The organism is Nostoc sp. TCL240-02 (assembly GCF_013343235.1).
Lineage (GTDB): Bacteria > Cyanobacteriota > Cyanobacteriia > Cyanobacteriales > Nostocaceae > Nostoc.
On sequence record NZ_CP040094.1, the window covers coordinates 4,627,759 to 4,654,218 of the forward strand.

A 26,460-nucleotide genomic window follows, 5' to 3' on the forward strand; every position below is an offset into this window, starting at 1 on the left:
TAGACACGAAGTGGCTTCCCGCAGGGTACCGCAGAGGCGCAGAGGCGCAGAGAACACAGAGATAAGAGAAGAAGAGAGATAAATTACATAATTAATATCATCTATAAAAACAATGGTAGTTGCACAAAAACAAAGTAATAGTAAAGATATTGAAGCTATTTATCCCCTTTCGCCTACGCAGCAGGGGATACTATTTCATACTCTCTATGAGCCGGAATCGACAATATATTTTGAACAGTTTCAATTAACTCTGCATGGCAATTTAGATGCAGGTATATTTGAGCGGGCTTGGCAACTTTTAGTAGAGCGACATTCAGCTTTGCGGACTCTTTTTGTTTGGAAGAATCGCAAACAATCAGTTCAGGTGGTACGTAAAGAAGTCAATTTGCCTTGGTCTAATTTAGACTGGCGGATGTTTCCTCAGCAGGAGCAAGAAATACGTCTCAATTCTTTCTTAGATTCAGATAGAAAACAAGGTTTTGAACTTGACAAAGCTCCATTAATGCGCTTTGCCTTAATTCAAGTAGCTGATGAAACTTATGAGTTTGTTTGGAGCTTTCATCATTTATTAGTTGATGGTTGGAGTTGGCCGATTCTTGTTAAAGAATTGTTTGCTTTATATGAGTCAATTCAAAATGGTCAACAGTTATATATAGCCCCCAGTCGCCCTTACCGGGATTATATTAACTGGTTGCAGCAGCAAGATTTGACTGGTGCAAAGGCGTTTTGGCAAAAAAATCTTGAGGGTTTTACTGTACCTACGCCTTTGATAGTTGAGCGATCGCTAGGGCAGAGTTCTCACCAACAACAAAATATTGAAGTGCGATCGCAACATCTATCAGCCGAGACGACAACTACCTTAAAATCTTTTGCCCAACAACATCATCTGACACTTGCGACCTTAGTACAAGCTGCTTGGGGGTTGTTACTAAGTCGCTACAGTGGCGAGTCTGACGTGGTTTTTGGCACTACTGTATCTGGTCGTCCTGCTAGTTTATCTGGTGTGGAGTTGATGGTGGGGTTGTTCATTAATACTCTACCAGCACGGGTAAAAATCACTGATACAACCGATTTGTTAACCTGGTTGCGGTTGTTGCAACAAGAATATATAGAACGGGAGCAGTATTCATACACCCCACTCGTAGATATTCAAGGCGTAAGTGAAGTTCCTCGCACTCAACTTTTGTTTGAAAGCCTCGTTGTATTTGAAAACTATCCTGTAAATGTAACGTTGCAGCAACTTCCTGGAAACTTGAGTATTGGGGAGTTACAAGACAGGGGACAAACCAATTATCCTCTCACACTGCTGGCAATTCCTGGCGAGGAAATGACTGTAAAAATTTACTACGATCGCGATCGCTTTGATCCAGAGATTATCGATCGCATGGCTGGTCATTTCCTCACTCTGTTGGAGGGAATTACCGTCAATCCTCATCGTACCCCAGGCGAGTTACCGCTACTAACTCCAGCAGAGCAAAATTTACTTTTAGTCCAATGGAATGCTACCTCAGCAGCGCATCCCATCAATCGTTGCATCCATCAGTTATTTGAGGAGCAAGTCAAAAAAACACCCCAAGCCTTGGCGGTGGTATATGACAACCAACAATTGACTTATGAAGAGTTAAACCAGCAAGCCAATAAAATCGCCCGCTACTTGCAACGCTTGGGTGTGAAGCCAGATTTCCCAGTGGGTATTTGTGTAGAGCGATCGCTAGCAGCTGCGATCGCTATCTTAGGAACTCTCAAGGCTGGGGGAGTTTGCGTTCCCCTCGATCCTACTTATCCATCAGAGCGTTTAGTTTTCATGCTCAAGGATTCTCAAGCATCAGTCGTCTTAACTCAAACACGTTGGAAGTCATTGCTTGAGGGCAACTTGGCTCATCATCTGATTGTGTTAGATGAAGATGGGGACGAAATCAGCAAAGAATCTGAGAGTAATTTGCAAGTTGAAGTAGCAGCTGATAATTTAGCCTACATCATATATACTTCTGGCTCTACAGGCACTCCCAAAGGCACTCTTGTTACCCAGCGATCGCTCACCAATTTAATAGAACACCATCAGGCAAAAATGGTCACAGGTATTGGTGTGCTTCAGTTTGCTTCCCTGAGTTTTGATGTCAGCTATCACGAAATATCCGTGGCGTGGGGCTTGGGAGGGACGCTGTATATGATTTCTGAATGCGATCGCAAAGATTTAGATAAATTAATCCACTTGCTTGCTAACAATCCCGTTGGCAAAGTTTTTCTGCCAGTTAGCCTGTGGCAGCAATTAGCGGAAATCTACGGAGAGCAAGTACATTTATTTAACAATATTCAGGAAGCGATCGCTTGTGGCGAACAACTCCAAATTACTCAGCCGATGATTAAGCTGTTTAAGCGTCTAGAAAATTGTACACTCTACAATTTCTATGGCCCCACGGAAGCAGACTTAGTTACAGCTTATACTTTTAGCCAAAAGCCAAATGAATGGCCGATTTATCCTCCCATTGGTAAAGCTGCTGTCAACGTGCAAGTTTATCTGTTAGACGGCAATCTCCAACCCGTGCCGATTGGCGTTCCTGGGGAACTCTACGTGAGTGGTGATGGTTTGGCTCGTGGCTACCTCAACCGTGCAGATTTGACCAATCAAAAATTTCTCCCAAATCCGTTCCGAAGAGGCAGGGGAGCAGAGGAGAAGGGGAGCAGGGGAGCAGAGGAGCAGAGGAGTAGAGGAGCAGAAATTCTTCCTAATCCCCAGTCCCCAGTCCCCAGTCCCCAGTCCCCAATCCCCAATCCCCGCCTCTATAAAACTGGTGACTTAGCTCGATACTTACCAGATGGCAATATCGAGTTTTTGGGACGGATAGATGATTTGGTAAAAATCCGGGGCTTTCGCGTTGAACTTGGAGAAGTTGAAGCCGTTCTGAGCAAACATCCTCAAATTAACCAAGCAGTCGCAAAAGTGCATGGAGAAAGTGCCAGGGAAAAATATTTAGTTGCTTACTTTGTTCCAATTCCGGGAGAGACAGTAACAGTCGAACAACTGCGGACTTTTTTGACTGAGCAATTGCCAGATTATATGATTCCATCAGCTTTTGTCGAAATGGAATCGTTCCCCTTAACACCCAATGGTAAGGTAAACCGTCGCGCTTTACCAGAACCGACAACCAGCCGACCGGAGTTAAGTCAAACTTTTGTTGAGCCGCGTACTCCCACCGAAGAAATCTTGGCTGGGATTTGGAGAGATGTTTTAGGGTTAGAACGAGTTGGTATTTATGACAACTTCTTTGATTTGGGGGGACATTCTTTACTAGCAACTCAGGTTATTGCTTTAACGCGCAAAGCATTTGGGATAGAATTACCACTGTTAAGTTTGTTTGAGTCTCCTGCGATCGCACCTTTAGCCCAAAAAATCGCCACAGCTAAAGCACCAGACCATGAGGAATTATCTCTAAAACGGTTTCCCTCGCAAAACGAGCCAATACCAATTTCTTTAACACAGCTAGAGTTGTGGTTTTTTGACCAATTCTATCCAGACAGTTCCATCTATAATCTGCCTTTGGTCTATCGCATCACAGGTGCGCTCAACGAAAAAGCATTATCAGATAGTTTAAGAGAAATTGTCCTGCGACATGAGACATTGCGATCGACTTTTCAGGTTAAAAATGGCCAAGTTGTTTATGCTGTTATTAACGAGCCTGTTTTTGACTTTTCCGTAATCGATTTGCGGCACATTCCCGTAACTGAACGTGAAACTCAAGTTACACAACTAGCTGAGAAAGAAATTAAGCATCCTTTCGATTTGGCACGAGGTCCTTTATTACGCAGCAAGCTTTGGCGTTTGGATGAACAAGAGTATCTATTCGTTGCCGTCACCCACCATATTGTTGCTGATGGTTGGTCTTTTAGTGTCCTAACCCAAGAACTGGCAAAGGTTTACGAAGCCTTTTGTGAGGGTAAGCCGTCGCCGTTGACTGAGTTAGCGATCAAATATACTGACTTTGCTCAATGGCAGAGGCAGTGGTTACAAGGGCAAGTCTTAGAATCTCAGCTTCAGTTTTGGCAAAAGCATTTAGGCACTACTCCCCCAATATTGAAGCTACCAACTGATCATCCCCGTCCACCAGCGCGAACCTTTAAAAGTGCAGGTCAACCAATAGTTCTCTCCCAGAAATTAACCGATGCGTCGAAGGTACTGAGTCAACAGGAAGGCGTAACCCTGTTTATGACATTGTTGGCAGCATTCCAGACATTACTCTTCTCTTATACAAGACAGGAAAATATCATTGTCAGCAGCGCCCTGGCAAATCGCACCAGAGTAGAAACTGAAGGACTGATTGGTTTCTTTGTCAATTTATTGCCATTTTGTACCAACTTAGGAGGAAACCCCAGTTTCCGAGAACTACTTAGCCGAGTGCGCGAGATAGCCTTGGGTGTTTACGCTCATCAAGAAATGCCCCTGATTAAGCTAATAGAAGAACTCCAACCAGTCAGAGATCCTAGTTACACATTAATAAATCAAGTAATGTTTGTCTTTCAAAATACTCCAGAGGATAATTTACAATTTGCAAATCTCACTTTGAAAGAGCAGTTTATTGCCAGAGATACAAAAGATACCGCAGAGTTTGATTTAGAGTTAACCCTCGAAGAAACATCAACAGGTATTGAAGGTTTGCTTGTCTACAGAACCGATTTATTTGAACCTGCAACTATTACCAAGATGGTCGATAATTTTCAGACCTTGCTGGAAAAAATAACGACCAATTATAACCAGCGTCTAGCTGAACTTATCTTAATATCGGAACCTCCAAGTTTGCCCACTCAAACTGTTGTCTCTCCAATATCAGAGGATTTTGTTACACTTCAAAATTCTATCGAAGAAGTTGTGTTAGCTATTTGGAAAGAAATTTTAGGACTAGATCGGATTAGCACTCAAGACAATTTTTTTGAACTAGGAGGACATTCTGCTCAAGCTCTTGAAGTTATATGCAAAATACAGTCAGCTTTGCAAGTCGAACTGCCGTTGATTTACCTGTTTGAAAAACCTACTGTATTTCAGCTAGCAGCAGCCATCCAAGACCAATTAAACAATTAATAGGTTGATATCTGGTTTGTCAATTGTTATTGTCAACATAGAGGTGAACAACATGGAAATTACAAAGAACAATGAAATAATTGATAATGCCAGACCTAGTATTAGAGAAGTTACTCAAATATCTAACGAAGAACTGCGTCTATTGCATGAAATTCCTACATTTAGACCGATTGTTCAAACATTTGTTGTCATCAGTACATATTTCATCCTCTCAGCTATTGGTTTCTGGTTGAATAACTGGGCAGTGTGGTTATTAGTCTGGTTGGTTCAAGGATTTTTGTTTGTCTGTTTTTTTGCGGCAATACATTATTGCTCTCACTATAGTTTGTATAAGTCAAAAAATACTAACCGATTCATGGGAACTTTCTTATCATTAGTATTATTGATGAACTTTTCCTTTCACAAATATATTCATATTGGACATCATCGAGAAGCAAAAATCAAAGGTAAAATCGTAGGAGATACCTCAGCTTGGCAAACATTTCCTAATATTAATACTTATCTCTTTGCCTTGACATATTTTTATCCTCTCGCAGCATGGAAAAATTGGTGGTTAATAACCAAAGATTTATATTTAGATTCTTTGAAAACACATAACGAAGAGGAATCAGCCTTACCAGCTAACTTTTATTTGAGCTATTTTAAAACACTGGAACAACGCCAATTTGTCTTACAAAATAATTGGCTACTATTGGGTTGGTTTGTATTAATGGTAGGATTAACCATAATTTTTCCTGGGATTTTATTCTTTGGCTACTGGATACCATTAGCAACTTTTGCTTCTCCATTCGGGTTTATTTTCAGTATTACAGATCATTATGGCTGTGAGTCTGACTTAAATCACAACCTATGGAATGATACGCGAACAATGATTTCTAACCCGATAATTAGGTTTTATTACTGGAATAATAATTACCATGTAGAGCATCATCTCTACCCAAGTATGCCACCGTGTAACTACTCCAAGATACATGAGTTAATTCAACATCACCTTCAGCATATTGAAAAATCATACTTGATGTTTCATCTTAAAGTAATGCAGGGCTTGATTTCGGCAAAAAGTCATTAATTAATCGCTCCAATCAAAATACATTTATGATGCAATATCGTAGATTCGGGCGTACAGAATTGCCAATGCCAGTCTTTTCCTGTGGCGGAATGCGCTACATCTATACTGAATCTGAAGAACTTACTCAAGATAAAATTCCCGATAAAAATCAACGGAATCTAAAAGCCACTATTCGCCGTTCTTTAGAAGTTGGCATCAATCACATCGAAACTGCCCGAATGTATGGGACTTCTGAGATGCAATTAGGAGCGATTTTACCTAAGTTGCCTAGAGAAAAAATTCTTGTCCAGACTAAGGTTATTCCTACATCGGACTCTGAAGACTTTCGCAATTTATGTGAAAAATCTTTGGCTTTATTAAAGCTAGATTACATTGACTTATTAACACTGCATGGCATTAATAATTACCAACATCTGGAAGATAGTATTCGTCCCAATGGCTGTCTTGATGTAGCGCGACAGTTGCAAGCTCAGGGTAAGGTAAAGTTTATTGGCTTTTCTACCCACGCTCCAACGGACTTAATTATCAAAACCATTGAAACCAATCAATTTGATTATGTCAATCTCCACTGGTACTACATTAATCAATTCAATTGGCCCGCCATTGAAGCCGCCAAACATCATGACATGGGTGTATTTATCATTAGCCCATCAGATAAAGGCGGTATGCTTTATAAGCCTCCACAAAAGTTAGTAGATTTGTGCCATCCTCTCAGCCCGATGGTGTTTAACGATCTGTTTTGTTTGAGTCATCCTCAAGTACATACTCTCAGTTTGGGCGCATCTAAACCATCAGATTTTGACGAACACTTGAAGGTTATAGAACTTTTAGATCGGGCGGATGAAATTCTACCACCAATTTTAAACCGTTTAGAGAAAGCAGCGATCGCCACATTAGGACAAGACTGGTATCGCACTTGGCACACTGGTTTACCCAGATATCCCCAAACTCCTGGTGAGATTAACATTCCAGTTATTTTATGGTTGCGAAATTTAGCGATCGCTTTTGATATGTTTGAATATGCCACAAGGCGTTACAACCACTTAAATACTGCCGATCCTTGGTTCCCTGGTTTCACAGCAGAACGAGTTAGACAATTTGATCTAAGTGATTGTCTGCGTCATAGTCCCCATGCTGACAAAATACCAGCTTTATTAGAAGATGCTCATAGGTTGCTATCTCAACCTAGTCAATAATAAATTGCGGAGTGTTTCCACGATGTTAAATTATAAGTTATTAAAAATTAATAAAAAATATACTTTAATTCGCCATCGTTGGCTAGTAATTTTGCTGGCTTTTGTAACTGCGATCGCCATAATTATCTATCATCAAATTACCTTAAAAATCCAAGCTACACCAACATCTGAAATTATTGTCCCTTTCCCAACTGAACCCACAACTTTCAATCCAGCTTTAATCGTAGAATCGGCTTATATTTTAAACTATACTTATGAAGGGCTAGTTAAAGAAAATGCTCGTGGAGAAATTGAACCTAATCTAGCTAAATCGTGGCAAACTTCCAAAGATAATAAACAAGTAATTTATATCCTAAGAAAAGGTCTAAAATGGTCAGATGGGAAACCACTAACGGCTGAAGATATCATTTTTACCTACAATGAAATTTACCGTAATCCAGACATTCCTACTTACGCTAAAGACTTCTTCATAATTGGTAAAAATCGTACCTTCCCTACTGTGCGAAAGCTTGATAATTTGCGAGTTGAATTTACATTACCTGAACCATTTGCTCCATTTATTCGGGCTACAAAACTAGAAATTTTACCAGCCCATATTTTTCGGGAAAGTGTCAAAACAAAAGACCAGGAAGGCAGCCCTAAATTTATGTCTACTTGGGGAACTGATACTCCCCCAGAAAATATTATTGTTAACGGGCCTTATACAATAGAATCTTATACTCCGAGCCAGCGAATAGTTTTCCGCAAAAATCCTTACTACTGGCGCAAAGATACTCAAGGCAATTCACAACCATATATCGAGCGTGTAATTGGGCAAATTATTCCTAGTCAAGATACTTCTTTAATTCAATTCCGTTCTGGAGGGTTGGATTACATCAATGTTAATACTGATTATTTTTCGTTATTAAAATATGAAGAAGAGAAAGGAAAGTTTACTATCTATAATGGCGGTCTTTTTGTTGGATCAACTGCTATTACTTTTAATCTCAATCAAGGCAGTAGGAATGGTCAACCACTGGTCGATCCCATAAAATCTTGTTGGTTCAATACAGTGGAATTTAGACAAGCAGTTGCCTATGGAATTGATCGCCAACAAATACTCAACAATATTTATAAGGGGTTGGGTAAACTGCAAAATTCACCCATTGCTGTACAGAGCAAGTATTATTATCCTGTCCAAACTGTTTATGAATACAATCTTCAAAAAGCGAAAAAATTACTTCTAAAAGCAGGCTTTAAATACAACAATCAAGGTCAGCTATTAGACGAGCAAGGCAATATTGTCCGCTTTAGCCTAATGACGAATAGTACCAATAATGCATTGCAGGCGATGGGAGTACACATAAAAAAAAACTTGAGTAACCTTGGCATAACTGTTGATTTTAATCCCGTAGCTGCTAGCATTTTCATCAATAAATTGACTCAAACTTTCGATTGGGAGTGTCAATTACTTGAGGTTGCTGTCGGTCAAGAACCAAATGATTGGGCTAATGTTTGGTTGACTGAAGCTGGTTGGCACTTTTTTAATCAAGAATCCCAAGTAGGACAAACGCCGATAATAGGGCGACAGGTTGCAGATTGGGAACGAAAAATTGGTAATTTATACATTCAGGCAGCCTCTGAAGTGGATGAAGCAAAGCGTAAAGCTATGTATGTAGAAACTCAACAAATTACTCAGGAGTATCTGCCATTTATTTATCTAGTTAACCCTTTCTCAATGGTGGCAGTACGAAACCGTATTCAAGGTATTGAACACTCTCCCCTACTAGGAACATTTTGGAACTCTTACGACTTGAAACTGACTGAGATTAACTAAAGAGGATATCGTTTGTATGCAAATTCCTATCATTGATTTCAATCCTTTTCTTATAGGTGACTCAACCGCAAAAGAAGCTGTTGCTACACAAATTTCTCTTGCTATTCATGAGGTCGGATGTTTCTACCTGAAAAATTATGGTATTTCTCAGACTCTAATCGCTCAAGTCTTTTCACAAACCGAGTCCTTTTTTGCACTACCGGAGCATGAAAAAGAACAAGTATCTTTCTTTCCAGATCGGAATCTTCGCGGATATCATAATTTTAAAAAAAGTGAAGATAAACACAACGCCAATGAACTAATGACTGAAGGCTTTCATTTTGGCAAAGAAATTACTCTTGACGAAGTTGGTGAGATTGAAGATCCTTTCTTTGAACCAAATAAATGGCCTAAAAATCCTACTCAGTTTCATGAAGTAATGATGGAATTTTTCGCTGGTTGTCACGAAAGCGCCTTGAAAGTATTCCAGGCTTTGGCTATTTCTCTGAGATTGCCAAAAGATTATTTTACAAATTTATATTCAGAGCAAAATCACGGCATAGTTTTGCATCACTACCCATCTATATATCAGCCTCCAGAACTAGGAAAAGTTTATCTGGCAGAACATACAGACATAGGTACTCTCACATTTTTATTTCAAGATTCAGAAGGTTTAGAAGTATATACAAATGCTGGAGAATGGGTTGTAGCGCCCTTCGTTCCTGACGCGATTATCATATTGGTTGCAGATTTAATGCAGCGATGGACAAACGATAAATTTTGCGCTACACGACATCGAGTTATAGTCCCAACTCAATCTCACAGTGCTAAACAAAGATACTCGTGCGCCTTTTTTACAGGGCCTAATTACGATGCTCAAATTAACTCTATTAAGACTTGCTTAGATATAGATGAAGTGCCTAAGTATCCACCAATTCTTGCACAAGAATATTTCAAGCAGCCAAAAGGATAGCTACTAATTTAGATTCAATAAATGGACAAACTACAATTGCTAGCAAAGTCAAAACCTCCAACTTGGTTAAAAATTTTGGTAATTAGCCTGATTGGGTTAGGTATTTTCTTTCGCTTTACCCATTTGGGACAAAAAGTGTATTGGTATGACGAATTTGCGACATCGCTGACAATATCTGGTCATACGCTAGCCGAGGTTAAACAAGAGATTTTTAGCAATTGGAGCAATAATGACGGCTTAATTCCTGTTATCACTTTAGACAAATATCAACACATTAACCCAGATCGAACTGTGGCTGATACAGTTCGCTACTTAATAACTTCAGACCCACAACATCCACCTTTGTATTATGTGATGGTGAGATTATGGGCGCAAGTCTTTGGAGATTTCCCTGCCGCAGTTAGGAGTTTATCAGCAGTAATTAGTCTGTTGGTGTTTCCTAGTGTGTATTGGCTGTGTTTAGAGTTGTTTGAATCAGCACTAGTTGGGTGGGTGGGAATGGCTGTAATGGCGATTTCTCCGTTGCAGATTTTCTTTGCCCAAGATGCACGAGAATACGGTTTATGGATGGTGACGATTCTAGTATCAAGTGCTGCTTTATTGCGAGCCATTCGCCGAGAAAGTTACTTGAGTTGGGCTGTATATACTCTCACTTTAGCCTTGGGATTCTACACCCATCTATTAACGGCAATGGTTGCGATCGCTCATTGCATATATGTGGTTATTAGGCAACAGTTTCGCTTTAACAAAACCCTGCGTAATTATTTACTGAGTTCCATAGCAGCTTGCTTGATGTTTTTACCCTGGCTAATGGTAATCATTACCCAGATTCATACAGCAACAAATCTCTTGTCATGGATCGCATTTAAAACAGATAGTCCTTTCGACCTAATTGGGATTTGGCTCAGTCGGATTAGCAGAATATTTTTTGATTTTAATTTGGCTTCTGATGATGCTTGGGTCAATAATTTACCTGCGGAAAGCCCTTTATTTTATAGTATTCCTACGATAATATGTAGTTTATTTTTAATTATTTATATTATCATTTTCTTCAGTAATTATCTCTCAACTAATACTAGTTTATTTATTGCTTCATTAGGGGGATTTCCAGGGTTAACATTGCTTTTCTACGACCTAGCTTTTGGAGGAATTCGCTCTATTCATTTTCGCTATCAGTTACCGTTATACCTCAGCATCCAAATTGCTGTAGTGTATATTTTAGCTTTCCATCTTTTCTTGGCGAAAAACTGGCAGAAAAACCTTTGGCAAGTCATTGTGGTAGGGTTACTCATCTCTGGGCTAGTTTCTGATGTTAGATTTTTTCAGTCTGAAACTTGGTGGCCACAAATAGGCGGCAAGAATTTGCTAGCAATGAGTCAACGTATTAATCAATCTAATAATATTTTATTAATAAATAACAAAAATGATTATAACTTGGGAGTTATCCTCACATTAAGTCATAATTTAAAGCCAAAAATTGGGTTAGTTACAATCCAAAACGACCAGTTACCAATAATAGCTAAAGATTATAAATCTATTTTTTTTGTTGACGATCTAGAAAATAGTTTAGCTCATCAACTTGAAAATGATAAGACTAATTTACTGAAATTAGTCTACCCACTTGAAGGATTTTGGCAACTCGATAAAAAACATTAAGAGAGTAGAAACGGAATGAAGCAATATCTTGACTATTTGAATATTATTTTACTGAGAGATAAAGTCTACTTTTACCTTCATTCAGCGCTTTTTAGTCGGTTTATTCGCTTTGCGGTAGTTGGTTTGAGTGGAGTATTTGTAGACTTGGGATCATTCTATTTTTTACATAGATCATTATATTTGGCGTTAACTTTGAGTGCAATGCTTTCCACAGAAATAGCAATTATTAATAATTTTCTATGGAATGATTTATGGACATTTGGTGATGTGTCTTTCCAACAAAAAATCAGTCAAAAGTTACAACGGTTTGTCAAGTTTAATCTCATTTGTTTAGTTGGGCTTATTTTCAATAGCCTAATTGTGAATTGGCTATTTTATCAATTCCAAGTGAATGAATACATAGCTAAATTGGTAGCGATCGCTTGTGTGACACTTTGGAATTTCTGGCTCAACCTGAAGATGAACTGGCAATTAACAAAGACAGAAGTAAAAGTAGATGTACTTGTAGATATTTAAGAAAAAATTATGTTAAGACCACTTGTGATGTTTGGGTATAGTTTAATTTTTCTAATTACTATATTTTTTTCTTCTGGATTATTAAATACAGTTCTACCTTATTCTAAGACTATCCAAAATCTTGGTGAAATTGGCGTTAAATGGCAATATTTTACTGAACATAAAGATGATTACAACGCTATCTTTTTGGGGCCAAGTACTACTTACTTTGGCGTAGTCCCGAAAGTATTTGATGAATACATGACAAAAGAGGGTAAGAGTGTCAAATCTTTCAACTTTGGTATCGCAGGCGCAAACGTATCAGAACTAGATTTTTACTTACAAAAAATTCTAGATTTAAAGCCAGCAAACTTAAAGTGGATATTTTTAGACTGTTCAGTTGACTTATTTACCAACTTTGGTTCTACTTCCGCTCAGGAGATATACTGGCATACTCCTCGTAAAACCATAGAAAATTTTCAATTAATTTGGGAATCATCAATCGATAACTGGCAAGTAAAAGTTCCATATATATACGCTAACTTTCAAAGCTTTATCTATCGATGGCTAGGTCTTGGTCAGCTTTCTACTTTCTGGCAGGAAAGAATATTAAATTTAGATTTATCAAATGCAGATCCATTAGCAAAAGTATCCGAGGATAGACTATTACAAGAATCTGGATACTACGCAATAGATTGGCAAAAAAAAGCTGAAAAATGGCAGACTCTATTCCGAACAAATGGTTTGGATACTTATCTAAAAAATCTCAAAAATGAACAAACGAAATTAGCAAATTTAAATTTAGAAAATACATTTAAGAAGACATCTACAATATATGGAGTGAAAATGATGGAAAATATTTCTTCCCAAATTGAAAAACAGCAGCAGATTAATAACAAGAAACTTGAAGCTATATTTTTTATTCCTCCACTTCTAGAGGCTGATTCTAACTACTCTGCTCTTTACAAAGCATACGATTCAGGATACATAGATACTTTGTTTGCTTTTAATAATGTCAATGTTTTTACTAATTTATATGAATTAAATCGTAGGATTGATAGCGCACATCTCAATCACCAAGGCGCTCAAGAATTCACACTTTCACTGGCATCAAAGTTTAATGAATATTTAAATAATTCAGGGCAAAAAGTTGCAAATAGATAAAATTTGAATAGCCAGTTTCTATCACATAATCATTAGCTCAATGTAAATAAAGATGGTATTCACAGAATTTCGATTTGTATTTTTCTTCGTGATTGTTTTCTGCATCTATTGGGCTTTGCAGAAACATAATCATCGTAAGTTGTGGTTGCTAATCTGTAGTTATATCTTTTATAGTGCTTGGGATTGGCGCTTCCTTTTTTTGCTCTTGTTATCGACAGTCATTGATTACTTTGTCGGTTTAATGCTATCTAGACCACAGGTTAGTGATTTACTACAACAGGAAATTCCCAGCAATGAGGTAATAGAAAAAGCAAAAACTCCAAATTTATGGAATTGGGATGCCTTGCTGAATAAGCCACAGAATCAACAGCAGCGTCAAGCATGGTTGATACTTAGTTTAGTAGCAAATTTAGGAATATTAGGGTTTTTTAAGTACTATAACTTTTTCACTGAGTCTGCTGCCAACTTATTAAGTTTTTTGGGTTTACCTATAAGCCTGACAACCCTTAACATTATTCTGCCAGCAGGTATTAGCTTTTACACGTTTCAAACTCTGAGTTATTCCCTTGATATCTATCTAGGTAAACTCAAACCTGTGAGAAATTTTTGGGATTTTTCTCTATTTGTAACTTTTTTCCCTCAACTGGTTGCAGGGCCTATCGTCCGTGCATCTACTTTTTTGCCTCAACTACTAACCCCAAAAAGCTTAAATGAGGTTGATTTTCAGGGGTGTTTAATGCTTTTTTTCGTAGGGTATTTCAAGAAAGCCTGCATTTCGGATAATCTTTCTCCTTTAATAGAACAGTATTTCACGAATCCAGAAAATTATACTTTCTTGAGTTGTTGGATTGCTGTTATTTCTTTCGTCATCCAGATATACTGCGACTTTTCTGGTTATTCAGATATGGCGATCGCTTCTGCCGGTTTACTTGGATACAAACTACCTCTGAACTTTAATTTCCCCTACCTTTCCGGTAATATCACTGAGTTATGGCAACGTTGGCACATTACCCTCTACAGTTGGTTGCGAGATTATGTCTATTTTCCTTTAATGAAAAAGCGGCCAAAAGCTGAACGAACAGAACTGTTTGGGTATAAAAATCTTCTCATTTTAATGCTTCTATCAGGACTCTGGCATGGAGCTGCTTGGCATTTTGTAATTTGGGGTGGATTAAATGGAATCGCTTTAATTGTTCACAAGCAATGGTTATCTCGGATTGCTCCCTATAAAGGATTGCTACCATTGAGAAAGCTGCTAGGTATCCCCCTAACAATGTATTGGTTTTGTGCATCTGCCATCTTCTTTCGGAGTAACGATCTTAGTAGCGCTATACAAGTAGAAAAATCATTTTTATTCTTGACTTCTCTTGGCTCTGAAAACTTAAATATCCAAGTTGCATGGACTTTTGCACCTTTAATTATGCTCCACTGGGCGGCTTATAAGGGTTGGTTTGCCGATTGGTGGCGTAAAATTCCTAGTTGGAGTTTTGCTGTTTGCTTTGGGGTGTTAGTTTCAGCAATATTTCGGCTGACAGCAATCAATCCTCAGCCCTTTGTTTACTTTCAGTTTTAGTGTTTGATTATTCTTTTACTGTTAAAAGAGTAGTTAATTTTTTAACGAACCGCAGAGGCGCAAAGAACACAGAGGAAGAGAGAAGATAGGTAGTTTCTTAGTTACAAATTACGAATTATGAGCAAGCTGCAAATAATTAAAAAGAAAAATATTGAATCTATTTACCCTCTTTCTCCTATGCAGCAGGGTATGCTTTTTCATACTCTATATGAGCCAGAATCAGGGGTGTATCTTGAGCAGTTTTGTATCACGCTCTCTGGCAATTTAGATATTACACTGCTTCAGCAGGCCTGTGTGCGAGTAATGAAGCGTCACCCAGTTTTGCGTACCCTTGTGGTTTGGGAAAAGCAGGAAAAGCCTCTCCAGGTAGTATGTAAGCAAGTAGAGTTGTCTTGGCAGAACTATGATTGGCATTCCTTATCTGCAAAAGAACAACAAGAGCGCTTAGAAGCTTTCTTACAAGCAGATCGAGTCCAAGGCTTCGTCCTTGATAAAGCTCCACTCATGCGATTTAGCTTAATTCAAATTGCTGATGATATTTACGAATTTGTCTGGAGCTTTCATCACTTGCTAATTGATGGCTGGAGTTGGCCAATTCTCTGCAAAGAAGTCTTTGCTTTTTACAATGCTTTACTTAGAGGTAAATACTTATATTTAAATACTCCCCGTCCTTACCGAGATTATATTAATTGGTTACAGCAACAAGATTTAAAAGCAGCAGAGACTTTTTGGCGACAACAACTTCATGGCTTTACTAGTCCTACTCGGTTGTTATTAAATCGGGGTGAGGTGCAAAATTCTCCCCAGTCAAAAACTTACCACGAGCAGCACTACTGTTTGTCGGCAACGATAACCGCTGCTTTACAGTCCCAGGCACAGCAGTATCATCTGACACTTTCAACTTTCGTCCAAGCAGCTTGGGCAATTTTACTTAGTCGCTACACCGATGAGTCTGAGCTAGTATTTGGAGCAACTGTGTCTGGTCGTCCTCCCACTTTATCGGGGGTGGAATCGATGGTGGGACTATTCATTAATACTCTACCAGTACGGGTGAAAGTACCAACAGCAACTCCTTTATGGCAATGGCTGAGGGAATTGCAGACTCAACAGGTGGAGCGATCGCAGTATTCTTGGTTTCCATTAGTAGAAATTCAGGCTATTAGTGAAATTACCCCAGAATTACCTTTGTTTGAAACTATTGTGGTGTTTGAGAACTACCCACAAGATACGTCTTTATCAAATCTAGGTAGCAGTATCCAAATTACTAAACGGCAAGTTATTGAACAAACAAATTATCCGCTCACAGTCATCGCTGTACCAGGACAAGAATTATCTCTACGCATTCTTTATGATGGTAGCCGCTTTGATGGGGAAACCATTAACCGGATGATGGGGCATCTTGTAACTTTGTTAGAGGGTATGGTTACAAATATCGAGCAGAGAGTAGGAGAGATACCCATGCTAACTGCTGCCGAACAGCGTCAACTTTTAGTATGGAATGATACCCAAACAGATTATCCCAATAAATGTATCGCTCAGTTGTTTGAAGAACAAGTGGAACGAACACCGAATGCAGTAGCAGTCTCGTTCCAATCTCAACAACTGACTTACCAACAGTTAAATTGTCAGGCTAACCAATTAGCGCACCATCTGCAAAAAATTGGTGTAAAACCAGAAGTGCGTATAGGGATTTGCGTTGAGCGTTCTTTATCGATGGTTGTAGGACTTTTGGCAATCCTCAAAGCTGGTGGTACTTACGTACCCTTAGATCCGCGATCGCCCCAAGAACGTTTGACTTATATTTTGAGTGATTCTCAAGCCTCGATATTGCTGACAGATTCATCAACTAAGAGGCAGGGGGAAGGGAGCAGAGAGCAGGGGGAAATGACCTGCTGTGGAGCAGAGCAGAACATGGAGCTAAATCCCCGTTACAAAACTCTACTTCCGACTTCTTTAACAGTAGTTTGCTTAGATACATCGGAGATTTTTTGCCAAAACAGCCAGGAAAATCCTGTTAGTGGAGTGATACCAGAGAACTTGGCTTATGTCATGTATACTTCTGGCTCAACCGGCAAACCCAAAGGTGTAGCCATGAGTCACCGTTCTCTAGCGAACCTTTTACATTGGCAAATCAACGAAAGTGCTTTAAGCTGTGCCAAAACTTTGCAATTTGCTTCTATCAGTTTCGATGTCTCTTTTCAAGAAATCTTCTCTACCTGGTGTAGCGGCGGAACCTTAGTTTTAATCACCGAAGAAGTACAGAAGGATGGATTTGTATTATTACAATTAATTGCCCAAGAAAAGGTAGAAAGACTGTTTTTGCCCTTCGTCGCCCTTCAGCAGTTAGCCAATGCTGCCTCTATTTCTAAATCCTATCCTGCATCTTTGCGCCAGATTATGACGGCAGGAGAACAGCTGCATATTACTCCTGATTTAGTCAACTTTTTTCGCGAGCTTCCTGGTTGTACGCTGCAAAATCAGTATGGCCCAACGGAGAGCCATGTAGTAACAAGTTTTACATTAAAAGATGCTGCCAGCAGTTGGTCGCCACTTCCACCTATTGGTCGAGCGATCGCAAATACGCAAATCTACATCCTTGACCACCATCTGCAACCATTACCAATTGGCGTTCCCGGAGAACTGTATATTGGCGGCGTGGCGATCGCCAGAAGTTATATTAATTCCCCAGAATTGACTGCTGAGAAATTCATTCCTAACCCGTTTGCAAAAGACGGGAATCGTTTGTATAAAACAGGCGATCGCGCTCGATATTTACCTGATGGCAATATCGAATTTCTCGGTCGAATTGACAATCAAGTGAAGGTGCGGGGTTTTCGCATTGAACTGGGAGAAATTGAAACTGTACTCGTCGCACACCCGCAGGTAAAAGAAGCAGTAGTTATCGCAAGGGTTGACCAACCAGGGAACAAGCGCCTAGTCGCTTACATTGTCCCCAAACAACACCTAGACACCAGTGAACTGCTTTATTACCTCAAGCAAAAGCTACCCGAATATATGCTACCTTCTGCTTTTGTAAAGTTGCTGGATACTCTACCTCTAACACCCAGTGGTAAAATAGAACGCCGTGCTTTACCAGCACCTTTGAGTCGGGAAACACGTAACATCTCTACAGACTTAATACCACCCCGTACTGCTACTGAAGAGGTTCTAGCAGAAATCTGGAGCGATGTTTTAGGGCTGGAACAAGTTGGTATCCATGACAACTTTTTTGTATTAGGAGGGCATTCTTTATCAGCAATGCAAGTCATTGCTCGGTTGCGAGAAACCTTCAAAGTGGACTTACCTATAAGCTGTCTGTTTGATTACCCGACAGTAGTCGAGCTAGAACAACAGATTTCAGAATATCGCCAAAAAGAGGCAGGGGAGCAGGGGAGCAAGGGAGCAGGGGAGCAGGGGAGAAATAATCTCTCATCCCCCTGTGCCCCTGTGCCCTCTTGTAAAAATGACTTGACCCCATCTCTCAAACCAGTATCTCGAAACACAAAAGAGTTGCCAATCTCTTTGACTCAACTTGAGTTTTGGATATTAGCTCAATTGCATCCGGGTATTCCCGTCTACAATATTCCCCTGGCTTATCGCTTGACAGGTTTACTCAACATAACTGCCCTGGTGCAAAGCCTCGTGGAAATTGTCCGTCGTCACGAAGCTTTGCGAACTACTTTTGCGATTTGCGATCGGCAAGTGGTTCAGAAAATTGCTCAACAGCCCATATTGCCATTTTCGGCGGTAGATTTGCGAAAACTTTCTGAATCTAAAACTGAGCGAAAGGCTCTAGCTCAAAGATTTGTGAATGAGGAAAAAAACCAGCCTTTCGATCTAGAACAAAGCCCGTTGTTACGCATCAAGCTGCTGCGGCTCTCTGATGCCGAGCATTTACTCATAGTAACTATCCATCATCTAGTTTTTGATGGTTGGTCTGTAAGTGTGTTTTTACAGGAGCTAACAAAATTATACGAAGCATTTTGTCACGGTCAGCCCTCACCACTTCCCGATTTGCCCATTCAATATGGTGACTTTGCCGATTGGCAACAGCAGTGGGTTGCTCGTTCTGCTTTCGTGTCTAACCTTAACTACTGGAAGCAGCAACTAGGTAATAGCACACTTTTACTACAGTTACCTACGGATCGCCCGCGCTTATCAGTACGAACTTTTCAAGGTGCAAGTCAAACTTTCATCATCCCTAAGAGCCTAACAAATGCTCTGAAAAATTTGAGCCAACAGCACAATGTAACTCTATTCGTGACTCTGCTAACAGCTTTCAAAATAGTGCTGTTCTATTACACCGGACAGTCAGATATTATCGTGGGCACTCCTTTTGCTAATCGCCAGCAAGTGGAAACTAAGGGACTTATTGGATGCTTCATTAACACACTACCAATACGTACATATATCGGGGGCGATCCAAGTCTGAGAGAGTTGCTGTATCAGGTGCGTGGATGTTTTTTGGCAGCTTGCGATCGCCAACAAATTCCTTTCGTGAAATTAGTAGAATCACTACAGCCAAAACGAGAACCAAGCCACTCTTTGCTATATCAAGTGATGTTTAACTTTTTGCCTCCATCAGATTTAAAACTGACAAATTTGACTGTTCGTTCCTGGTCAATTGAAACTAATACAGCAGAGTTTGATTGGGATATTTATCTTCAACAAACAATATTAGGAAGCATTGAAGGGAAATGGTGCTACAAAATTGATTTATTTGATGCTTCTACTATTAGCCGTGCGGTAACTCAGTTTCTAGTGTTGCTTGAGCTGCTAATTACTAATCCCGAATGCCGTCTGACTGACCTTTCCTTACTATTTCAGCAGCATAATTCTCAATGCCGTGCAATTTAGGTACACATAACAAGTAATCATACGACGTACAGATTATGGAAAAAACAAGACTGACTGCTTTACGGGAAATGCGGCTATTTATCATTGTTTGGGTAGGACAGTTGATTGCCTTGATTGGTTCGAGTACCACTGCCTTTGCCTTAGATATCTGGGTTTACGATCGCACCGGATCAGTTACCCAGTTTGCTTTAGTTTCTCTGTTCAATACTCTACCGCTAATCTTAATTTCCCCAATCGCTGGGCCTCTGGTAGATAAGTGGGATCGCCGAAAGACAATGATTATCGCTGATGTCTTGGCGTGTTTGGGAACAATTGCGATCGGCGTTTTATTTGTCATCGGTCGGTTAGAAGTCTGGCACATTTACCTAGCCAATACCTTCACTGCTGTTTTCATGGCTTTTCACACACCTGCTTATACAGCATCAACAGTCTTACTAGTGCCGAAACAGCACCTTAATCGTGCCAACGGACTAATGAGTCTGATGTTTGGTATTTCCCTAATCATTGCACCAACTATCGGAGGCGTTTTACTAACCATTGTCCATTTGCAAGGGATTATTTTGTTTCACGTAACGGCTGTATTTATTGCTTTTGTTTCCCTGATGCTGGTTCGGTTCCCGGAAGTTAACACAAGTGCTGTTGCAACTGCAAAAAGTTCATTCCTGAGTGAAGCAACTTACGGATTAACATATTTGACCACTCGACCAGGACTATTGGGACTAGTCTTATTCTCAGCTTCGAGTTTTTATCTTGTGGGAGGTATTAATGTTATCACTATCCCACTAATCTTAAATTTCGTTTCAGTCAGCTTTTTGGGAACTATTCTTTCGCTATTTGGCATTGCTATAGTAGCAGGTGGCTTGCTCGTCAGCATCTGGGGAGGACTAGAACGCAATATATATGCCATATACGGGTGTATGCTTTTGAGTGGCGTATTTATTCTCGTCGCCGGTTTGCAACCCTCTCTTGTCATTTTCACTGTTGGTATCTTCTTATTTTTCCTAACACAACCGGTCGTTTCCAGTTCTACACAAGCTGTTATGCAAAATAAAGTAGAACCTAGTGTACAAGGTAAAGTTTTTGCGATCAAAGGAGCGATTGAAGCAGCCGCTTTTCCTTTAGGCTACATCACGATTGGGCCTTTAGCCGAGAAGGTTTTTGAACCATTAATGGCTACTAACGGTTCTTTAGCAGGAAGCATCGGACAAATCATCGGTGTTGGGTCAGGTCGTGGGATGGGACTTCTACTGATGATTATGGGAGTCTTCACCATTTTAGAAACCTGTATTGCCTACTTGTACCCTCGCCTACGGTTTGTGGAAGACGAACTGCCTAATGTTAGTAATGCAGTTGCAATCGCTGCTGATACACCTTCTAGCAAGAATGATGCAGTTTCTTTGGTATCCTAAATTTGGCGTTGCATAGTGGTGATTGATTAAAAGCTCTAGTACTTTCCAAGTATTATGTTATTTTTGAAATTTTCTATTTTTTAAAATAGGTAATTGCTAATTGAGTTCATAAATCATAAAAATTTTGTATTTAGATTCAAGATTTTATGATGTACATCAAATCCTGTATTGTTAAATCGGTTAAAGTTTTCTGTATTTAAATCAAAAAAAGATATTCAGTCTATTTTAAAATATGCCAACCAAAGTTTCTCGCGATCAATCATTAAAGAACGATCCTTCTCTTCCGGCTTTGAATAAATTTTGGGAGGATATAAGAGCGATCGCTCAACCTTACTGGTATCCAACAGAGTCCGGTAAAAGAGCATTTTCAGACGTAATTCGTGTATGGGGGATGCTGATTCTCCTGGTTTTATTAATAATCGCGTTAGTGGGCGTAACTGCTTTTAATAGCTTCGTTACTCGCTATATAACCGATGTCATTGAAGAGAAAGATTATCCTAACTTTATTAAGACGATAATAGTTTTCGGTGCTGCTCTTGTCTGCATAACACTCTTAAACGGATTTTCTAAACTTGTCAGAAAGAAAATCGCTCTTGATTGGTACAAATGGTTAAACAATCACACATTATCAAAATATTTGAGCAATCGTGCTTATTATAAAATCAACTTTAGATCCGATGTTGATAACCCAGATCAACGAATATCCCAAGAAATCGAACCCATTACCAGTAATGCTCTGAGTTTTTCAGCTACTTTCCTAGAAAAAGTACTGGAAATGACGACTTTTTTAGTAATTCTTTGGTCAATTTCCCAATTCATTGCAATTGTTTTGGTTGTTTATACGATCGTAGGCAATTTGATTGCTATTTACTTAGGTCAACAATTGAATAAAATTAATCAAGAAGAACTAGAACTGAAAGCAGAATACAATTATTGTCTGACTCATGTTCGTAATCATGCTGAATCAATAGCTTTCTTTCAGGGCGAAAACCAAGAATTTAATATAATTCAACGAAGATTTATTAATCTCCTGAAAAATGTCGAACGCAAGATTAATTGGGAGAACAATCAAGAACTTTTTGACGGAGCATATAAGTCTGCTATCCAAATATTCCCATATCTGGTACTCGCACCTTTATATATGAGTGGTCAAGCTGATTTCGGAGAAGTTGTCCAAGCCAGTGTAGCTTGTAATCAGTTTGCCTCGGCCATGGCAACATTAATTAGAGAATTTGGGAATTCCGGACGATTTTCCAGTTATGTTGAGCGTTTATCTGAGTTTTCAGATGCATTAGAAGCAGTTACCAAACAATCAGATAATGTCAGTACCATTAAAACAATAGAAGAAAGCCGTTTAGCTTTCGAGAATGTCACCTTACAAACGCCAAACTATGAACAGGTGATCGTTGAAGATTTGTCACTTTCTGTTCAACCAGGAGAAGGCTTATTGATTGTTGGGCCGAGTGGTCGAGGTAAAAGTTCTCTGTTGAGAGCGATCGCTGGTTTGTGGAATGCGGGAACTGGTCGTCTGGTGCGACCTCCTCTAGAAGAAGTATTGTTTTTGCCCCAACGTCCTTATATCATTTTGGGAACTTTACGCGAACAATTGCTCTATCCGCAGACAAATCGTCAAGTGAGCGATCGAGAACTCGAAGATGTTTTGCAACAAGTTAACCTCCAAAACGTGGTGAAAAAAGTTGGCGGCTTTGATGCAGAAGTTCCTTGGGAGAATATCCTATCGTTGGGAGAACAACAACGCCTTGCTTTTGCACGATTGTTAGTTACTCATCCGAGCTTCACTATCTTAGATGAAGCAACGAGTGCTTTGGATTTGAAAAACGAAGGTGATTTATATCAACAATTACAAGAAACAAAAACAACTTTTATCAGTGTTGGACATCGGGAGAGTCTCTTTAATTATCATGAATGGGTTTTAGAACTTGCACAAGATTCCAGTTGGCAACTTATGACTGTTCAGGATTATCGAAATCAAAAAACAATAAATATTCAAAGCACGCCTAATAATGAGTCGCAAAATCAATCACAAATATTAACAAAAACAATCACAAGTGAAAAGCTTTCTCATAAGGAAATAAGTGAATTAACTAATTATTCCATTAGCACTATCAGAAGTAAGGCAAGCAAAGGAGATTCTATTACTACTAAGGACGGCTTGACGTACCGCTATGACAAGAACCCAATTGTGTTGAAGTGGCTGAGAGTTTAGCTGTTTGACAATTTTAGAGTTTAGGTCGCACCCAAAAAGATAACTTTTTACTTAGCTATCAAATAGAGTCAGATAATCCCCTGCTCCCAGCGCTTTTAGAGTCGCTTTTTGGACTGCGGTTAACCCTGTAATGCCTGCAATGTTCATATCTTCTTAAGGGCGGGGCGATCGCAAAGTTTGCAAACACTCACCTGTTTCGACATCCCACAGCTTAATTGTCTCATCTTGACTGCCACTAACAAGGTTTTGCCCGTTGGGGTGAAAGGCAATTGCCCAAATTCAATCTGTAGCTCAGAAACAGAATGTGCCAAACTCCTTTGGTGAGTCAGAGTTAAGGCAATATGTGGATAGATTATTGGCTGATGAAATTATTGCGATCGCCAAAAACTATCAAGCAGGTAGCATAGTTATCCCAGAACGCCGCGAGCTGCGTGAGCAAATCAGTAGTGAAATTTAATCCAGAGCAGAGAAGAAATGTCCTGGTTACAAGGAAGCTCAACAAAACAAAATCGGGATGACTGGATTCGAACCAGCGGCCCCTTCGTCCCGAACGAAGTGCGCTACCAAGCTGCGCCACATCCCGCCATAAAGATGGCATTGTAAATTAAGAATATCATAACCCGTGCCAAATGACAGAATTACATCTATATATACGATCGCTTCACCCAAGGCTTTGCTTGCTACGATTAAATTTGTATAACTCTAGTGGTAAAAGCGGATTGTGACTGTAAAACCAGACTGGTTGCGGGTAAAAGCACCTGGGCGTGAGCGCATCGGTAATGTTAAAGACATTTTACGGGATTTATCTCTCAATACAGTTTGTGAGGAAGCGTCCTGTCCGAATATTGGTGAATGCTTCAATGCTGGGACTGCTACGTTTTTAATTATGGGCCCGGCTTGTACACGCGCTTGCCCCTACTGCGATATTGATTTTGAGAAAAAACCGAAACCACTAGATCCCACGGAACCTGCACGACTAGCGGAAGCTGTTCGCCGCATGAACCTTAATCATGTAGTAATCACTTCTGTAAATCGAGATGACTTGTTTGATGGTGGTGCATCTCAGTTTGTAGCGTGTATTGATGCGGTTCACTCTGTTTCACCTAACACCACAATTGAGGTGCTAATTCCTGACTTGTGCGGTAATTGGAATGCTTTAGAGTTGATTCTACAAGCTGCGCCAGAGGTATTAAACCACAATACCGAAACTGTTCCACGCCTGTATCGCCGGGTGCGTCCCCAAGGAAACTACGATCGCACATTAGAATTATTACAGCGAACTCGCCAACTTTCTCCTAGCACATACACAAAATCCGGGATCATGGTTGGACTCGGTGAAACTGATGCCGAAATTCGCCAAGTCATGCAAGACTTACGAACCGTAGATTGCGACATTTTGACAATTGGGCAATACCTCCAACCTAGTCAAAAACATTTACAAGTAAATGAATTTATCAATCCAGAACAATTCGCTGCTTGGAAGGCATTCGGCGAAGAAATTGGATTTTTACAAATTGTTTCTTCTCCGTTGACAAGAAGCTCATATCATGCAGAACAAGTAAGGGAATTAATGGAACGTTATCCTCGGAGCTAATTTTAGATTTTAGATTGCTAAGAGAATGGGGTGATTGGGTAATGGGGAGAATGGTGATTAATGACTAATTCAAAATCTGTAGCAATTCTTGGTGCGGGTGCTTGGGGTGCATCTCTGGCAAATCTCGCCGCAGCGAATGGTCATCAGGTGCGCGTGTGGTCGCGTCAAGGTTCCCAAACTCTCCAAACAGTGTTAGAAGATGCCCAAATAATCCTATCCGCTATCTCAATGATTGGTGTGAGAGATGTTGCTTCCCAAGTGCAGTCTTTCCTCCTTTCTCCAGAGACGATTTTTGTGACGGCGACCAAAGGCTTAGATCCCCAAACCACTTGCACGCCGTCGCAAATTTGGCAAACAGTATTCCCTAACCATGCAGTGGTTGTTTTGTCTGGACCTAATTTATCTAAAGAAATTCAACTAGAGTTACCAGCTGCAACTGTGGTAGCCAGTAATATTCCCAGGGCTGCGGAAGTAGTGCAGTTAGTATTTTCTTCTCATCGTTTCCGGGTATATACCAATCCTGACCCCTTGGGAGTGGAACTGGGGGGAACGCTAAAAAATGTGATTGCGATCGCAGCTGGTGTGTGCGATGGTTTACATCTAGGAACCAATGCCAAAGCTGCTTTAGTCACCCGTGGACTTACAGAAATGGTTCGCATCGGTAACGACTGGGGTGCAAAGACGGAAACATTTTATGGTTTATCGGGTCTTGGAGACTTGTTAGCAACGTGCAACAGTCCCTTAAGTCGCAATTACCAAGTCGGCTACCAGCTAGCTGGTGGTAAGACACTTAAAGAAACTCTTGCAAATTTACAAGGAACAGCCGAAGGAGTGAACACTTGCCAAGTTTTGATGCAAAGAGCCAAGCAACAAAACATTCCAGTTCCAATTACTGAGCAAGTTTATCGGTTACTTCAGGGAGAAATCACACCCCGACAAGCGCTTGATGAACTGATGCTGCGAGATATTAAGCCAGAATACAACTATTAGTAGTCTGTCAAGTTAACTTTGCTGGGTTACAAGATCCCCGGCTTTTTTAAGAAGTCGGGGATCTGACCACATTGAAATTGACGTGTTAGCAGGACATGGAGAGAGTATTTTATAACTTCCCCGCATTTTCTATCTCCGTATCGATAGATTTTTTGCCGTTAATACTAATCACTTCCCCAATATCTATCAGTTCTACTTATACCTAAATAATCCTGAGAAAAAATTGCTAAATCGTCAGGATATTACTTTTGTAACCATGTAAATGTGACTATGCCAATTATAAAGATGACATTCACTGAAGGATGTTTATACTGTGTTACAAAAGTTACTATCACAACCCACTAAGGTTGAAATGTTAACTAAGTAGTTGAAATATTGAAAGCCTAGC

Annotated in this window: 16 protein-coding genes and 1 tRNA gene; 15 read left to right on the top strand and 2 right to left on the bottom strand. The window is 39.8% G+C overall.

Annotated features, from left to right (window positions below):
* Window positions 1–112: 112 nt before the first annotated feature.
* The 12 genes from FBB35_RS19775 to FBB35_RS19830 all read left to right on the top strand — a co-directional run bounded on the left by FBB35_RS19775 (window position 113) and on the right by FBB35_RS19830 (window position 23,488).
* Window positions 113–5,074, top strand: a complete 4,962-nt coding sequence (locus tag FBB35_RS19775; protein WP_174711043.1) for a non-ribosomal peptide synthetase — start codon at window positions 113–115, stop codon at window positions 5,072–5,074.
* A gap of 52 nt (window positions 5,075–5,126) precedes the next feature.
* Complete coding sequence (locus tag FBB35_RS19780; RefSeq protein ID WP_174711044.1) at window positions 5,127–6,143, top strand: fatty acid desaturase; 1,017 nt, start codon at window positions 5,127–5,129, stop codon at window positions 6,141–6,143.
* 29 nt (window positions 6,144–6,172) lie between these two features.
* Window positions 6,173–7,339: an aldo/keto reductase gene (locus FBB35_RS19785; protein WP_174713714.1), complete on the top strand. Its 1,167-nt coding sequence runs from the start codon at window positions 6,173–6,175 to the stop codon at window positions 7,337–7,339.
* 22 nt (window positions 7,340–7,361) lie between these two features.
* Window positions 7,362–9,155: an ABC transporter substrate-binding protein gene (locus FBB35_RS19790; RefSeq protein WP_174711045.1), complete on the top strand. Its 1,794-nt coding sequence runs from the start codon at window positions 7,362–7,364 to the stop codon at window positions 9,153–9,155.
* Window positions 9,156–9,171: 16 nt separating this feature from the next.
* Window positions 9,172–10,107 (top strand): isopenicillin N synthase family oxygenase, encoded by a 936-nt coding sequence (locus tag FBB35_RS19795; protein ID WP_174711046.1) that lies wholly within the window; start codon window positions 9,172–9,174, stop codon window positions 10,105–10,107.
* Window positions 10,108–10,128: 21 nt separating this feature from the next.
* Complete coding sequence (locus FBB35_RS19800; protein ID WP_174711047.1) at window positions 10,129–11,763, top strand: glycosyltransferase family 39 protein; 1,635 nt, start codon at window positions 10,129–10,131, stop codon at window positions 11,761–11,763.
* A 15-nt stretch (window positions 11,764–11,778) separates the two neighbouring features.
* Window positions 11,779–12,279 carry a GtrA family protein gene (locus FBB35_RS19805; protein WP_174711048.1) on the top strand — a complete coding sequence of 167 codons (501 nt, stop codon included), beginning with the start codon at window positions 11,779–11,781 and terminating at the stop codon, window positions 12,277–12,279.
* Between the two features lie 9 nt (window positions 12,280–12,288).
* Window positions 12,289–13,422, top strand: coding sequence for a hypothetical protein (locus FBB35_RS19810; protein ID WP_174711049.1), 1,134 nt, complete (start codon window positions 12,289–12,291; stop codon window positions 13,420–13,422).
* Between the two features lie 241 nt (window positions 13,423–13,663).
* A complete protein-coding gene (locus tag FBB35_RS19815; RefSeq protein ID WP_174711050.1) occupies window positions 13,664–14,995 on the top strand; it encodes an MBOAT family protein in 1,332 nt (443 codons plus the stop codon).
* 117 nt (window positions 14,996–15,112) lie between these two features.
* The gene (locus FBB35_RS19820) at window positions 15,113–19,852 is read left to right on the top strand and encodes a non-ribosomal peptide synthetase (RefSeq protein WP_174711051.1); all 4,740 of its coding nucleotides are present in this window, start codon (window positions 15,113–15,115) and stop codon (window positions 19,850–19,852) included.
* 35 nt (window positions 19,853–19,887) lie between these two features.
* Window positions 19,888–21,261 carry an MFS transporter gene (locus FBB35_RS19825; RefSeq protein WP_174711052.1) on the top strand — a complete coding sequence of 458 codons (1,374 nt, stop codon included), beginning with the start codon at window positions 19,888–19,890 and terminating at the stop codon, window positions 21,259–21,261.
* Between the two features lie 232 nt (window positions 21,262–21,493).
* Window positions 21,494–23,488, top strand: a complete 1,995-nt coding sequence (locus FBB35_RS19830) for an ABC transporter ATP-binding protein/permease (RefSeq protein ID WP_174711053.1) — start codon at window positions 21,494–21,496, stop codon at window positions 23,486–23,488.
* A gap of 153 nt (window positions 23,489–23,641) precedes the next feature.
* Here the strand turns inward: FBB35_RS19830 and FBB35_RS35535 are convergent, their stop codons facing one another.
* Window positions 23,642–23,767, bottom strand: coding sequence for a hypothetical protein (locus tag FBB35_RS35535; protein ID WP_217481740.1), 126 nt, complete (start codon window positions 23,765–23,767; stop codon window positions 23,642–23,644).
* 25 nt (window positions 23,768–23,792) lie between these two features.
* Between FBB35_RS35535 and FBB35_RS19840 the strand changes: the two genes are divergently transcribed.
* The gene (locus tag FBB35_RS19840) at window positions 23,793–23,945 is read left to right on the top strand and encodes a hypothetical protein (protein ID WP_174711054.1); all 153 of its coding nucleotides are present in this window, start codon (window positions 23,793–23,795) and stop codon (window positions 23,943–23,945) included.
* A gap of 52 nt (window positions 23,946–23,997) precedes the next feature.
* On the opposite strand, the gene FBB35_RS19845 is transcribed toward FBB35_RS19840, so the two are convergent.
* Window positions 23,998–24,071, bottom strand: a tRNA-Pro gene (locus FBB35_RS19845).
* A 138-nt stretch (window positions 24,072–24,209) separates the two neighbouring features.
* On the opposite strand from FBB35_RS19845, the gene lipA reads away from it, so the two are divergent.
* Both lipA and FBB35_RS19855 read left to right on the top strand, forming a co-directional pair.
* The gene (gene lipA / locus FBB35_RS19850; RefSeq protein ID WP_174711055.1) at window positions 24,210–25,082 is read left to right on the top strand and encodes a lipoyl synthase; all 873 of its coding nucleotides are present in this window, start codon (window positions 24,210–24,212) and stop codon (window positions 25,080–25,082) included.
* 60 nt (window positions 25,083–25,142) lie between these two features.
* Window positions 25,143–26,072: an NAD(P)H-dependent glycerol-3-phosphate dehydrogenase gene (locus tag FBB35_RS19855; protein WP_174711056.1), complete on the top strand. Its 930-nt coding sequence runs from the start codon at window positions 25,143–25,145 to the stop codon at window positions 26,070–26,072.
* The last annotated feature ends 388 nt before the right edge of the window (window positions 26,073–26,460 follow it).

Coding starts and splice junctions, on each gene's coding strand:
- FBB35_RS19795 (WP_174711046.1), top strand. CDS start 9,172: ATGCAAATTCCTATCATTGATTTCAATCCTTTTCTTATAGGTGACTCA.
- FBB35_RS19785 (WP_174713714.1), top strand. CDS start 6,173: ATGCAATATCGTAGATTCGGGCGTACAGAATTGCCAATGCCAGTCTTT.
- FBB35_RS19800 (WP_174711047.1), top strand. CDS start 10,129: ATGGACAAACTACAATTGCTAGCAAAGTCAAAACCTCCAACTTGGTTA.
- FBB35_RS19775 (WP_174711043.1), top strand. CDS start 113: ATGGTAGTTGCACAAAAACAAAGTAATAGTAAAGATATTGAAGCTATT.
- FBB35_RS19815 (WP_174711050.1), top strand. CDS start 13,664: ATGCTATCTAGACCACAGGTTAGTGATTTACTACAACAGGAAATTCCC.
- FBB35_RS19790 (WP_174711045.1), top strand. CDS start 7,362: ATGTTAAATTATAAGTTATTAAAAATTAATAAAAAATATACTTTAATT.
- FBB35_RS19810 (WP_174711049.1), top strand. CDS start 12,289: ATGTTAAGACCACTTGTGATGTTTGGGTATAGTTTAATTTTTCTAATT.
- FBB35_RS19855 (WP_174711056.1), top strand. CDS start 25,143: ATGACTAATTCAAAATCTGTAGCAATTCTTGGTGCGGGTGCTTGGGGT.
- FBB35_RS19820 (WP_174711051.1), top strand. CDS start 15,113: ATGAGCAAGCTGCAAATAATTAAAAAGAAAAATATTGAATCTATTTAC.
- FBB35_RS19825 (WP_174711052.1), top strand. CDS start 19,888: ATGGAAAAAACAAGACTGACTGCTTTACGGGAAATGCGGCTATTTATC.
- FBB35_RS19830 (WP_174711053.1), top strand. CDS start 21,494: ATGCCAACCAAAGTTTCTCGCGATCAATCATTAAAGAACGATCCTTCT.
- FBB35_RS19805 (WP_174711048.1), top strand. CDS start 11,779: ATGAAGCAATATCTTGACTATTTGAATATTATTTTACTGAGAGATAAA.
- FBB35_RS19780 (WP_174711044.1), top strand. CDS start 5,127: ATGGAAATTACAAAGAACAATGAAATAATTGATAATGCCAGACCTAGT.